The organism is Rhodococcus sp. 27YEA6 (genome assembly GCF_044908235.1).
Taxonomy (GTDB): domain Bacteria; phylum Actinomycetota; class Actinomycetes; order Mycobacteriales; family Mycobacteriaceae; genus Rhodococcus_F; species Rhodococcus_F qingshengii.
This window is the reverse complement of record NZ_JBIYCY010000001.1, coordinates 179,500-191,186: the sequence shown is the minus strand read 5'-3', so window position 1 is coordinate 191,186 and position 11,687 is coordinate 179,500. Positions and strand designations below refer to the sequence as shown.

The 11,687-nt window shown below is 63.1% G+C and carries 14 protein-coding genes; 7 read left to right on the top strand and 7 right to left on the bottom strand.

Translation table 11 applies throughout. The features are described from left to right. Nucleotides 1-5 precede the first annotated feature (5 nt). Complete coding sequence (locus ABH939_RS00990; protein WP_030537180.1) at nt 6-749, top strand: SDR family NAD(P)-dependent oxidoreductase; 744 nt, start codon at nt 6-8, stop codon at nt 747-749. A gap of 22 nt (nt 750-771) precedes the next feature. Here the strand turns inward: ABH939_RS00990 and ABH939_RS00985 are convergent, their stop codons facing one another. Further along, on the bottom strand, nt 772-1,677 hold the full coding sequence (locus ABH939_RS00985; RefSeq protein WP_190287646.1) for an amidohydrolase family protein: 906 nt from the start codon (nt 1,675-1,677) through the stop codon (nt 772-774). 125 nt (nt 1,678-1,802) lie between these two features. Between ABH939_RS00985 and ABH939_RS00980 the strand changes: the two genes are divergently transcribed. From ABH939_RS00980 to ABH939_RS00970, 3 genes are all read left to right on the top strand, one after another. Next, nucleotides 1,803-2,330: a nuclear transport factor 2 family protein gene (locus ABH939_RS00980; RefSeq protein WP_003939692.1), complete on the top strand. Its 528-nt coding sequence runs from the start codon at nt 1,803-1,805 to the stop codon at nt 2,328-2,330. A gap of 4 nt (nt 2,331-2,334) precedes the next feature. Then, complete coding sequence (locus ABH939_RS00975) at nt 2,335-3,468, top strand: 12-oxophytodienoate reductase (RefSeq protein ID WP_050654615.1); 1,134 nt, start codon at nt 2,335-2,337, stop codon at nt 3,466-3,468. Nucleotides 3,469-3,548: 80 nt separating this feature from the next. Beyond that, entirely contained in the window at nt 3,549-4,547 is a 999-nt protein-coding gene (locus ABH939_RS00970; RefSeq protein WP_064074261.1) for an MDR family oxidoreductase, read from the top strand. Between the two features lie 5 nt (nt 4,548-4,552). Here ABH939_RS00970 and ABH939_RS00965 read toward each other — a convergent pair whose 3' ends face one another. Beyond that, nucleotides 4,553-5,104: a ribonuclease H gene (locus tag ABH939_RS00965; protein ID WP_007729467.1), complete on the bottom strand. Its 552-nt coding sequence runs from the start codon at nt 5,102-5,104 to the stop codon at nt 4,553-4,555. 45 nt (nt 5,105-5,149) lie between these two features. Here ABH939_RS00965 and ABH939_RS00960 point away from each other — a divergent pair, with 45 nt between their 5' ends. The 3 genes from ABH939_RS00960 to ABH939_RS00950 all read left to right on the top strand — a co-directional run bounded on the left by ABH939_RS00960 (nt 5,150) and on the right by ABH939_RS00950 (nt 7,380). Beyond that, nucleotides 5,150-6,103, top strand: a complete 954-nt coding sequence (locus ABH939_RS00960) for a DNA-3-methyladenine glycosylase (protein ID WP_125052036.1) — start codon at nt 5,150-5,152, stop codon at nt 6,101-6,103. A 17-nt stretch (nt 6,104-6,120) separates the two neighbouring features. Next, the gene (locus ABH939_RS00955; RefSeq protein WP_003940212.1) at nt 6,121-6,771 is read left to right on the top strand and encodes a pyridoxamine 5'-phosphate oxidase family protein; all 651 of its coding nucleotides are present in this window, start codon (nt 6,121-6,123) and stop codon (nt 6,769-6,771) included. Nucleotides 6,772-6,882: 111 nt separating this feature from the next. After that, nucleotides 6,883-7,380 carry a hypothetical protein gene (locus tag ABH939_RS00950; RefSeq protein WP_003940625.1) on the top strand — a complete coding sequence of 166 codons (498 nt, stop codon included), beginning with the start codon at nt 6,883-6,885 and terminating at the stop codon, nt 7,378-7,380. Nucleotides 7,381-7,387: 7 nt separating this feature from the next. Here the strand turns inward: ABH939_RS00950 and ABH939_RS00945 are convergent, their stop codons facing one another. The 5 genes from ABH939_RS00945 to ABH939_RS00925 form a co-directional block, all read right to left on the bottom strand. Next, nucleotides 7,388-7,777 (bottom strand): metalloregulator ArsR/SmtB family transcription factor, encoded by a 390-nt coding sequence (locus ABH939_RS00945; RefSeq protein WP_003940184.1) that lies wholly within the window; start codon nt 7,775-7,777, stop codon nt 7,388-7,390. A gap of 60 nt (nt 7,778-7,837) precedes the next feature. Then, nucleotides 7,838-9,034 carry an acetyl-CoA C-acetyltransferase gene (locus ABH939_RS00940; protein WP_007729476.1) on the bottom strand — a complete coding sequence of 399 codons (1,197 nt, stop codon included), beginning with the start codon at nt 9,032-9,034 and terminating at the stop codon, nt 7,838-7,840. A 40-nt stretch (nt 9,035-9,074) separates the two neighbouring features. After that, nucleotides 9,075-9,527, bottom strand: coding sequence for a MaoC family dehydratase (locus tag ABH939_RS00935; RefSeq protein ID WP_003940415.1), 453 nt, complete (start codon nt 9,525-9,527; stop codon nt 9,075-9,077). A 67-nt stretch (nt 9,528-9,594) separates the two neighbouring features. Then, nucleotides 9,595-10,341: a GntR family transcriptional regulator gene (locus tag ABH939_RS00930; protein WP_003940169.1), complete on the bottom strand. Its 747-nt coding sequence runs from the start codon at nt 10,339-10,341 to the stop codon at nt 9,595-9,597. A 31-nt stretch (nt 10,342-10,372) separates the two neighbouring features. Then, nucleotides 10,373-11,524 (bottom strand): acyl-CoA dehydrogenase family protein, encoded by a 1,152-nt coding sequence (locus ABH939_RS00925; protein ID WP_003940468.1) that lies wholly within the window; start codon nt 11,522-11,524, stop codon nt 10,373-10,375. Between the last annotated feature and the right edge of the window lie 163 nt (nt 11,525-11,687).

Genomic DNA, 11,687 nt, shown 5'->3' with positions numbered 1-11,687 from the left:
TTTTCATGAGGTTGAACGGCAAGGTAGCGATCGTCACCGGCGGCGCCGGTGGAATCGGTCGCGCTATCACCCGAGTCTTCGCCCGTGAAGGCGCGAAGGTCCTGTTCGTCGATATCAACGACGAGCAGGGCCAGGCCCTCGAACAAGAACTGGCCGGCTCCGGCAAGTTCCTGAACGTCGACCTTGCTGCCGCCGGTTCGGCCGAGCAGATCCGTGACGCCGCACTCGAGGCTTTCGGCAAGCTCGACATCCTGGTGAACAACGCTCACGCGTCCCGTCAGGCTCCGTTGCTCGAAACCACGCAGGACATGTTCGACCTGTCCTTCAACACCGGTTTCTACCCCGTTGTCCACCTCATGCAGGCGTGCCACGACGAACTCGCGAAGACCAAGGGTTCGGTCGTCAACTTCGCATCGGGTTCAGGTTTGGACGGAATGCCCACCCAGACGTCCTACGCTGCGGCCAAGGAAGCTGTGCGAGGCCTGACGCGCGTCGTCGCCAACGAGTGGGCGCCGGAAGGCATTCGGGTCAACGTGGTCTGCCCGTTCGCCGCCACCGAAGGCGTCGTCAAGTGGCAGGAAGCCTTCCCCGAGCGCGCAGCCGCATCGGTTGCCAAGGTGCCTCTCGGACGCATCGGTGATCCCGAAACCGACATCGCTCCCGTCGTGGTGTTCCTGGCGAGCGACGATTCCAAGTACATGACGGGTCAGACGTTGATGGCCGACGGCGGCAGCATCAAACTGCGCTGAGTCGAAGTTCTTCTCGGTGAGCTCAGCTCACCGAGAAGAGCTTGGCGGCGTTGTCGTGCACGACGGCTCGCAGCCATTCGTCTCCGAGATCGAAGCGCGTAACCGCTTGCAAGGCTGTGAGATACGGGTACGGAATGTTCGGGAAGTCGCTACCGAACAGAATCCGGTCCTGCATGTCGACGAGCCGTGATACGTCTACCTTCGGGAAGGCACACTGCTCTTCCGTGAAGTCGGTGAACGCCATGGTCGTATCCAGGCGGACGTTGCCGTAAGCCTCTGCCAGATCGAGGAATTCGCTGTACTCGGGCATCCCCATGTGGGCGACGATCAACGACAGGCGCGGGTACCGTGCGAGCAGCGAAGCAATGCGATCAGGTCCCGTGTACTCCCCCGGCGCCGGTCCCGATCCACAGTGGATCACGATGGGCGTCTCGGAGTCCTCGAGTTGCCCCCAGACCTTGTCGAGCAGAGGGTCGTTCGGGTCGTAGTTTCCGACCTGGATGTGGGACTTGAAGATTCGCGCGCCCGACTCCAATGCCTTGCCGACGTACGACGCCGCCGACTCCTCGGGATAGAACGTGGCCGTGTGCAGGCAATCGGGCGTTTGCGCGGCAAATTCGACGGCCCACTGATTGAGCCACTCGGCCATCGCGTGCTTGTGCGGGTAGATCATCGACGTGAAAGCCCGGACACCGAACTCGCGGAGACGGTGTACCCGCTCCTCCTCGGCAAGTCGGTACGCGATCGGCCATGGTCGACCGATCATCGGTCCCGCCGAATCGAAGTAGCCCCACACCTTGTCCATGACGCTCTTCGGCATGAAATGGGTATGGACGTCGATCACGCCAGGAACACCCAACTCGCGCCAAAAAGCCCGAACCTCGGCGATCTCCTCCGGTCCAGTCGATGGGACCTCTTCGGTACACACGTCTGACACCCCTTTCGTTCGCTCGACCATACCGAGTGCCGTCGCGCTCACCGGGACAGGTCGTTGACGGCCCGCCCGGAGCACCCGAATGTGAACCCATCTTGCCGATCACCGTTGGAGGTTGAATGTCTCAGGCCGAGTCCGAAGTGGGGTCGATCAGTGCCGTCGAGGAACTGCTCGCAATCGAGGAAATCAAGCGTGTGTTCGCCGCGCGCCTACGCTGCATGGACACCAAGCAGTGGCACGTCTACCCAACCCTGCACACCGCAGACGTCGTCAGCGAGACGTGGGGCGGACTCCCGACAGACAAGCAACCCAAGACCGGCGACACCTCGAACCAGGTAGTGGGCATCGACAAACTCACCGCGGCAATTCGGAACATGCTCGACGGCGACATCCCCCTCACCACGGCGCACCACGCACACACTCCCGAAATCGTGCTGACCTCGCCCACCACCGCAACCGGCATCTGGGCGATGGAGGACATGCTGTGGTGGAACGACGGCGAGAAAGAACTGCACCTACACGGCTACGGCCACTACCACGAGAAATACCGCAAAGAAGACGGCAAGTGGCTGATCAGCTACCGAACCCTCACCCGGCTCCGTGTCGACCAGGACCCCGGATTCTTCCGATTCATGAAAGCGCTGTGACGAAGTGACCAACCCGCTGTTCCAACCGCTCCGTATCCGTTCGCTCGAATTGTCCAACCGCATAGTCATGTCGCCGATGACGCGCACGTACTCCATCGAGGGCGTGCCCGGCCGGGACGTCGCCGAGTACTACCGCCGACGAGCTGAGGGCGGCACCGGACTGATCGTCACCGAAGGCGTCGCGATCGATCACGAGACTGCTGTCGACCACGCCAACGTCCCCAACCTCCACACTCCCGCTGCTCAGGCCGGATGGCGGAAGGTAGTCGACGACGTGCACGCTGCGGGCGGCAAGATCGTGCCTCAGCTCTGGCACGTCGGACCTTTGTGGGGCGCGATGACGCAGATGGACCCCTCACTCAAGCCGATGCGCCCCTCTGGCGAATGGGGCCCGCTCGGCGTCACCTCGTACTCCGCTGCCTACGTCGAACGCGCACAGGCGAGCACCGAAGCGATGACCGAGCAGGACATCCAGGACGTCATCGACGCGTACGTCCGTAGCGCGAAGCACGCCGTCGAACTCGGCTTCGACGGCATCGCGATCCACGGCGGTCACGGCTACCTCCTCGATTCCTTCTTCTGGGAGGGCACCAACCAGCGCGACGACGCGTGGGGAGGCGACCTGGAGCGTCGTACCAGGTTCCCGGCCGCCGTCGTCGCCGCGATCCGCGCAGCCATCGGACCGGATCTGCCGATCATCTACCGTTTCTCACAGCACAAGCAGCAGGATTTCACCGCGAAGATCGCGGAAACCCCCGAAGAGTTGGGCGTCATCCTGGGCGCGCTGGTCGACGCCGGAGTCGACGTTCTCGACGCCAGCATCAGGCGTTTCGACGTGCCGGCCTTCGAAGGCAGCGATCTCTCGTTGGCGGGTTGGGCGAAGAAGCTGACCGGCGCCGTCACGATGGCCGTCGGCAGCGTCGGTATCGGAAAGTCGCTGCGGGACAGCCGCATCGAAGGCGTCGCACCTGTAGTCGACAACATCCCACAGCTCGAGGAGCGCATCGGCAGCGGAGAGTTCGATCTGATCGCGATCGGCCGTCTCCATCTCGCCGATCCTGCATTGGCAACTACCCTGCGCGCCGGTGGCCCGCTACCGGCGTTCGATCGAGCGGTGCATGAGGGCAGCTTGATCTAGGGGCTCCGCCCCTGTGCGCCTTTCGGGTAGTTCGCACTACCAAAAAGGCGCACAGGGCCGAAGGCCTTTATGTTCGACCCATGACTACTTTCAACGCCTGGGTCGCCCGCGACAGCGACGGCACCATCGACTTCGCCCCCGAAACCGTCGACGAATCCTTCCTCCCGGCAGGTGAGGTCACCATTCGCGTCGAGTATTCGAGCGTCAACTACAAGGACGCGCTCGCGGTCACGCCGAAAGGCGGGGTGGTTCGCGAGTACCCGATCGTCCCCGGCATCGACGTCGCCGGCGAGGTCATTGCCTCCGAGTCCGACGCATTCGCCCCGGGAGACAAGGTCGTCGCACATGGCTACGAGATCGGGACCGCCCGCAACGGCGGCTACGCCGAGATCGCCCGTTTGCCTGCCGAGTGGGTCGTGAAGCTCGACGGCATTTCCACCGCCGACGCTGCCGCGATCGGCACGGCAGGATTCACCGCAGCCATGAGTGTCCAAGCCATTCTGGCCAGCGGAGTGAAGCCCGCCGACGGTCCCGTCCTGGTGACTGGCGCGAGCGGCGGCGTCGGCACCGTCAGCGTCGACCTTCTGGCAAGCGCAGGCTTCGACGTGGTCGCCTCCAGCGGTAAGCCCGGCGCGGCAGACCTTCTGACGTCACTCGGTGCGTCTTCGGTGATCGGCCGGCTTCCCGAGGATCCCGACGCCAAGCCTCGCCCGCTCGGAAAATCTCAGTGGGCGGCGGCCGTCGACTGCGTCGGTGGAAAGACCCTCGCTCACGTTCTGAGCACGATCAACTACGGCGGTGTTGTGGCCGCCAGCGGATTGACCGGTGGCGCCGCGCTGCCTACGACCGTGCTGCCGTTCATTCTCCGCGGAGTCTCACTGCTGGGCATGGACTCGGTATTGATGCCGATCGAGCCCCGTCGCGCGCTGTGGACCCGGCTGGGCTCAGACTTGGCGCCACGTCATCTGAAGGAGATCACGAACCTCGTTGCCGTCCGCGACGTCGTCTCGGTGATCGATCAGGTCCGCGAAGGCAAGTACACCGGCCGGGCGCTGGTTCAGGTTGCCGACGGGTTCTGAACCGCTCAGAAAAGTGTGAACAAATCTGCCGGTTCTTCGGCCGTCGTGGACTTCTCCTTGTAGGGGGAGTTCACGGCGGTCGGTTCCTTCTTCACCGGGGCAGCAAGCGGCACCGATGCGATGTCCCCCGAGACGATGGCGCGTGCGGCTTCGCCGGCCAGCTTGTCTGCCATTTCGTTGTAGTGGTTGCCGACGTGCCCGCGCACCCAGCGAAATCGCACCGGTCCGACACGATCGGTGATGGCTCGATCGATACTCTGCACCAGTTCGAGGTTCTTGACCGCCCCGCCGCTCGCGGTCTTCCAGCCCTTGCGCTTCCAACTCGGCAGCCATTCCGACGCGCACTTGATGGCGTACTGCGAGTCGGATTCGATGAGCAGAGGATCAGCACCGGGATGGGCGACGACGGCCTCGAAGAGCGCACGCAACTCGGCAATCTGATTGGTACCGGACGCTTCTCCGCCGGACATGCTCGGACCCTCGTGATTGACCCACGCCCAGCCGATAGCCCCACCGGGGTTTCGCAGACAGGATCCGTCGGTGCTCACGATGATCATGGCTCGGACAATACGTTGCGCCACCGACACACGCCTTAACGGAGGATGGACGGTGGCGATACGCTGACCTCGATGACGCCGCTATCTCCGGTCGACGAAGTCACGGTGACTTCTCAGCGACCACTCGATGCCGCGCTGACGCTCAGCCCGCATCAGCGCGGACCCGGCGACCCCGCACATCGACGGTCAGCCGACGGAGCGATCTGGCGAGTTTCCCGCCAACTTTCGGGTCCTGTGACCTACCGCATCACCCAGTCGGATCGCCATACGGTCCGGGTACAGGCCTGGGGTCCCGGCGCCACGGAATTCCTGAACGGCGCCGAAGCGCTGCTCGGTCTCGACGACGAAGCCGAAGATTTTGCCCCCGAACATCCCAAGCTCGCCGAAGCTCATCGACGCTTCCCTCATCTGCGCATCGGCCGCACCGGCCGCGTCATGGAAGCTCTCGTTCCCGCGATCCTCGAGCAACGAGTCCACGGCATCGACGCATTCGCCGCGTGGCGCCGCCTGCTGACCAAGTTCGGGGAGCGCCCACCCGGCCCCGCGCCCGACGGAATGCGGGTTCCACTCACCGCGGACCAATGGCGTCGAATGCCGTCATGGGAATTCCATCGCGCGAACGTCGATCCAGCGAGGTCCAAGACGATCGTTCAGTGCGCTCGCGTCGCCGACCGCCTCGAGCAGGCATCCGCGTTCCCCAGGACCGAGGCGACCAAACGGTTGCGAGCGGTACCCGGCGTCGGGATCTGGACTGCCGCCGAAGTGGCTCAGCGTGCATTCGGCGATTCAGATGCACTCTCGGTCGGCGACTACCACCTCGCTGCCGTCGTCGGGTGGTCACTGCTGGGTGAACCGATCGACGACGCCGAGATGGTGCAGTACCTCGCTCCCCTTCAACCGCATCGATACCGCGCCGTGAGGCTCCTGCAGGTCAGCGGGCAAGCCGTCAAACCCAAGTTCGGTCCGCGAACTGCCGTTGCCGACCACCGTTGGCACTGAGCATCAGGAGTTGGAAAATGTCGACCCGATACGCACACATCGCCTTCTCCCCCGCTGCGGTGGAGCGTCAGCGGTCGACCGGAAGTTTCACCGTGTACGGTTCGAAACTCGATCAGCCCGACGAAGGCCCGATGGAATTCGATTTCCGCGCGCAGGGATTCGTGAAATCCGTGGATTCCTTCTTCATGTCCACGGTGACGCCCGACGGTTGGCCGTACGTCCAACATCGCGGCGGCCCGCGCGGATTCCTGCATGTGTTGGGCCCGAATCGAATCGGATTCGCCGATCTCCCCGGCAATCAGCAATTCGTGACGCTCGGCAATCTGGAAGAGAACAATCGCATCTCGCTGTTCGTCATCGATTACCCGACGCGAACGAGATTGAAGATCTACGGGCGCGCGCAGGTGATCGAAGCGGACGAGGACCCTGCACTACTGCAACAGCTCTTGCAAGTCCCCGGCGGCACCATGACGGCAAAAGCCCAGCGTTCCATCGTCATCGACGTCGAAGCGTTCGACTGGAACTGCAGTCGAAACATCACGCCACGCTTCGACAAGGAGCGCATGGACGAATCCCTCGCTCTGGCACGCCAACCCCTGCAAGCCGAGGTAGATCGGCTTACTGCCGAGGTCGAAGAATTGCGTGCGCGGTTATCGAAAAACGAATGAGACTAGGCGGTTTCAGGGCACTCGGAGTCGGGTAGCCACCAAACACGGCCCGTCGCGCGGAGACGACGGGTCCCGTTGTGCCCGAGGAGGTCCGCACGATCGATCCAGACGGTGGAGTTCTGGTTAACGAACTGCACCGCCACCATTCACGACTGGTTCCACACAGACAGATTGGCCGTCCCCATGAAACTGTCCCGAACTCTCACCATGTCCGTTCTCGTCGTCGCCGCAGTCGGCGCTGGAGCCGGCACCGCGGTCGCAGCGCCCCCGAATGCGGGCTTCGATCCGTCCCAACCCCTACTGACACCGACCGCAGAGTCGAACAGCCAGGCGGCGTTGATGCTCTTCCCCGGTAACGATCCGAAGCAGGCCGCGTTCGACACGATGGCCAACGAGGTCAATATCGGCTGGAACAACGGTGGTCTGCAATCGACCCTGATCGGAGCTAACCTCGGCGTCGGAATCGGCTGCCTGTCGATCTTCCCGAACTTCATCGCCGGCTGCATCGTCGGTGGAGTCATCGGCACGGTTGCCGGAGTCGGCGCAGGAATCACCAACGGAAACCCGAACGCTGCGCCGGCCGTCGAGAAGTTCTTCGCGACTCCTTGAGTAGCGCTCAGCTGTGCGTGTGCCCGGGGGTGGGTGTCTCGTCGTGAAAATGTGTGGCGCCGATCGAATGCAGCAGCTGGTGAACGGTGTCGTCCGCCAGTTGGTATCGCATCGATCGGCCGTCGCGGGTCGCGCTCACCCACCCCTGGCTACGCAGTAGCCGCAGCGCATGTGAGACGGCTGTGCCGCTCATCCCCAGTGCCACGGACAGATCCGTGACGCAGATACCCGGTGCGTGATGAAGGCAGAGCAACAGACGCAGACGGTTGGTGTCGGAGAGAAGCTCGAAGCGACCGGACCAACTGGTGACATCGAGCCCCTCGAGTGCGGCCCTGGCGCGACGAACATCCTCGACGCTCAGCGCGCCACTGGTGTCTGCTGCGCCTGCATTCGTCAACCGACTGCCTCCGTAGAACTTCCGATCCCCCGCCGCAAGTGTACCCAGAAGCGAACCTCGTCAGGCAGACTCCACCACGGCCGCCATACCCTGGCCACCGCCGATACACATGGTCAACAGCGCTTTTCCGCCGCCGCGTCGGCCGAGTTCGTGAAGCGCGGTTGTTGCCATACGCGCGCCCGTCGCTCCCACAGGATGCCCGAGCGAGATGCCGGAACCGTTGACGTTCAGGCGATCGAGGTCCTCGAATCCCCATTCCTTCACGACGCCGAGAACCTGGCACGCAAACGCCTCGTTCAGCTCGACCAGATCGAAATCGGCAAAGCCTGCCCCGGTGCGAGCAAACAGTTTCGAGACGGCGGCAACCGGCCCGAGGCCCATCAGCGCCGGTTCACAACCGGCCGCGGCCCAGCTGTCGAGGAACCCGATGGGTTCCAGCCCCAGCTCGTCCAGACGATCCTCGGCGACCACCAACATCGCTGCCGCAGCGTCATTCTGTTGGCTGGCGTTACCGGCGGTCACGACGCCTCCCTCGGTCACCGCACGCAGCCGTGCCAGGGTTTCGAGTGAGGTATCCGGACGGATCCCCTCGTCAGCACGAAACTGTGTGACGTTCCCTTTTCTATCCGTCTGTTCGACGGCGACGATTTCGGCATCGAATCGGCCGGATTCTCTTGCCAGTGTTGCCTTTCGGTGACTGTCGACGGCGAAGGCGTCCGACTCTTCCCGCGTGATCCCGCAGCGTGTCGCGACGTTCTCGGCCGTTTCGATCATTCCGCTGATCCGACCGAATCGCCACTCGGGTTGCGAGCGCTCGCGGCCACGATCGAGGCGGTCGAACAGTTGCAGCCCACCGGATCTGGTGCCCCACCGCGCCCCGGTGGTGTAGTGCTCGATCCCGCTCATCGATTCGACGCCGCCCGCGAGAACCACGTCGGCCGCACCCGTCTGGACCATCATGGCTGCGGTAACGATGGCCTGCAGACCCGTTCCGCATCGGCGATCCGTCTGGAAGCCGGCTACCGAAATCGGCAACCCGGCCTCGAGCGCCGCCCACCTTCCGATGCACGGTGCCTCCGAATTGGCATACGACTGCCCCATCGCGACGTCGTCGATGCGGGACGGATCGATTCCGCTACGACGCACGGTCTCCTTGACGACGGTGGCAGCCAGACTTTCCGCAGGCACGTCACGAAGTGCCCCTCCGAAACGGCCCACCGCGGTTCTGACCGGCGCGACCAATGCTGCTCGTTTCACAACTGACCTCGAATCTCGTTCTGGAAGAATGGAAAAGGGTTCAGGAGACCAACAGGCGCACGGTATCCGCTACCAGCGCAGGTTTACCCGCTCCTTCGATTTCGATCGTGTACCGCACGACTATCGTCGCGCCCTTCGCGGTGCGCTCGAAGGAAAGAATCTCCGCACCTGCCCGCACCGAAGAACCGACCTTGACCGGTTCGGGGAATCGCACCTTGTTGCTTCCGTAGTTCACGGTCATGGAGATTCCGTCGACACGCATCACCTGAGCGCCGAGCACCGGCAACAACGAGAGAGTCAGATAGCCGTGGGCGATGGTGCCGCCGTACGGACCCTGCGCTGCGCGCTCGGGATCCACGTGAATCCACTGGTGATCCTCGGTGGCGTCGGCGAACTTGTCGATCCGATCCTGTGTGACCGGGAACCACGCACTGTAGCCCAAGTGCTCACCGACAGCCGTCTCTACTTCGTCGATTCCGTTGAAAATTCGCATAGTTCTCTCCTGAAAGGTGTTGAACAGCAAAGAAAAGTGCAGCGCTAATGTGCGCCGCGGCGCAGCGTCAATGTGCGCCGCGGCGCAGCGTGACCCGATACGTGTACTGCTCCGGCAAGAAATAGCTCACCGACAACTCGTTGGCAACGCCCTGCGCGTTGGAGTACAAACGGTCCACCCGCAACATGGCGTGGCCGATTTCGCAATCGACGTCCCTGGCAACGTCCGCCGTGGCCGGGGACACCGTGATCGATTGTGCTGCTTCGACAATCGGACTGTCGATCAGCGGTTCCAGCAAGCCGATCACCGTATTGGCGCTCACCGCACCGGCCGCCATGGCGGGCAGGTCGATGATCTGCCGCGCGATCGCCTCCGGCAGATGCGCCGTCGTCTGCACGAACGGAACTCCCTCGTGTATCCGCCGGAAGACCACGGTGTACACGACGTCGGTGTCGAGCCGAAGCCGACTGGCCGCCTCGATGTCCACGCGCCGTTGCAGCGGTGACACAACTTCCATCGTCGTGTCCCGCGAAAGGTTCATGAGATCTTCGATGGATCCGAGATGACGGAGATAGCGGCCGCTGTTCTCGGTCACGAACGTTCCGCGCCCGGGTACTCGGTACACGATGCCCTCGGCAACCAGATCGTGAAAGGCTCGGCGGACCGTCTGCCGACTCACGCCGTGATGCTGCGCCAGTTCGGATTCGGTGGGCAGTTGAATGCCGTCGCGGTAGGTACCGGCAGAGATCTGCTGACGAAGCTCACGAGAGAGGCGTTGGTACGCCGGCTCCGTCTCTCTTTCCTTACCGCTCATAGCGACATGATCCTACTTGCTCACCGGTCCGTCACAGACCGCCGCGGGCAACCAGCTGCGAAACGATCACGTTGCGCTGAATTTCGTTGGTTCCCTCCCCGACGATCATCAGTGGTGCATCACGGAAATACCGCTCGACGTCGTACTCCGTCGAGTAGCCGTAACCGCCGTGGATGCGGACGGCGGACAAAGCGATTTCCATCGCCACCTCGGAGGCGTACAGCTTGGCCATGCCTGCCTCCATGTCGCACCGCTCGCCGCTGTCGTACATCTGCGCCGCGTGCCACGTCAGCTGCCGTGCGGCCGTCAGCTTCGTTGCCATGTCGGCGAGGTAATTGCCGATCGACTGGTGCTTCCAGATCGGCTGGCCGAAGCTCTCGCGCTGCTGCGCGTAGGCAAGTGAATCCTCGAGTGCGGCCGTGGCGACGCCCAGTGCGCGGCAAGCCACCTGTATACGGCCGGTCTCGAGCCCCTTCATCATCTGCCCGAAACCCTTTCCGGGAGTACCGCCCAGAATGGCCGACTCGGAGATGCGGTAATTGTCGAAGGACAGTTCACAACTCTCGACGCCCTTGTATCCGAGCTTCGGGAGGTCGCGGGAGACGGTCAGCCCTTCGCCGTGCTCGACGAGAACGATCGAGATGCCCGCATGACGAGGGCTTGCGCTTGGATCGGTCTTGCACAGCAAGGCGATCACGCCGGATCGGCGGGCATTGGTGATCCATGTCTTGGCGCCGTTGACGACCAGATCCGTGCCGTCGCTCTTGGCGTTGGTTGTCATGGCCTGCAGATCGGAACCTCCGCCGGGCTCGGTGAGGGCCATCGTTGCCCGGATCTCGCCGGTTGCCATTCGCGGCAGGTACTTCACCTTCTGTTCTTCGGTACCGAACAGCGAGATGAGCTTGGCGACCACAGTGTGCCCGCCCATCGCTCCCGCCAGGGACATCCATCCGCGCGACAGTTCTTGCGTCACCTGCGCATAACAGGGCATGGACACCGGCGATCCGCCGTACTCCTCGGGAATCGCGAGCCCGTAGATCCCGATCTGCTTCATCTGATCGATCCACTTCTCGGGATACTCGTTCGCGTGCTCCACCTCCTGGACCGTGGGCTTGACCTCTCGGTCGACGAACCGGCGCACGGTTTCGATCAGGAATGTCTCTTCGTCGTTGAGCTTGAGCATGAATCCGCCTCGACTTGAAATAAGTTTGTACGGCCATATTTCGATATTGTTCGCGCAATGTCAATACCGCGCCTTGACATCGATACGCAGCAACTGCCAGCATCGAGGCAGTTCGGTGCACATCAACGCCGTTCACGGCAGCTCATCCACTTCACAACTGGCC

What these genes read in the sequence shown, in the direction of transcription:
- ABH939_RS00965 (WP_007729467.1), bottom strand. Translation starts at nt 5,104, where the DNA reads ATGATCATCGTGAGCACCGACGGATCCTGTCTGCGAAACCCCGGTGGG.
- ABH939_RS00935 (WP_003940415.1), bottom strand. Translation starts at nt 9,527, where the DNA reads ATGCGAATTTTCAACGGAATCGACGAAGTAGAGACGGCTGTCGGTGAG.
- ABH939_RS00990 (WP_030537180.1), top strand. Translation starts at nt 6, where the DNA reads ATGAGGTTGAACGGCAAGGTAGCGATCGTCACCGGCGGCGCCGGTGGA.
- ABH939_RS00960 (WP_125052036.1), top strand. Translation starts at nt 5,150, where the DNA reads ATGGACGGTGGCGATACGCTGACCTCGATGACGCCGCTATCTCCGGTC.
- ABH939_RS00930 (WP_003940169.1), bottom strand. Translation starts at nt 10,341, where the DNA reads ATGAGCGGTAAGGAAAGAGAGACGGAGCCGGCGTACCAACGCCTCTCT.
- ABH939_RS00980 (WP_003939692.1), top strand. Translation starts at nt 1,803, where the DNA reads ATGTCTCAGGCCGAGTCCGAAGTGGGGTCGATCAGTGCCGTCGAGGAA.
- ABH939_RS00970 (WP_064074261.1), top strand. Translation starts at nt 3,549, where the DNA reads ATGACTACTTTCAACGCCTGGGTCGCCCGCGACAGCGACGGCACCATC.
- ABH939_RS00925 (WP_003940468.1), bottom strand. Translation starts at nt 11,524, where the DNA reads ATGCTCAAGCTCAACGACGAAGAGACATTCCTGATCGAAACCGTGCGC.
- ABH939_RS00955 (WP_003940212.1), top strand. Translation starts at nt 6,121, where the DNA reads ATGTCGACCCGATACGCACACATCGCCTTCTCCCCCGCTGCGGTGGAG.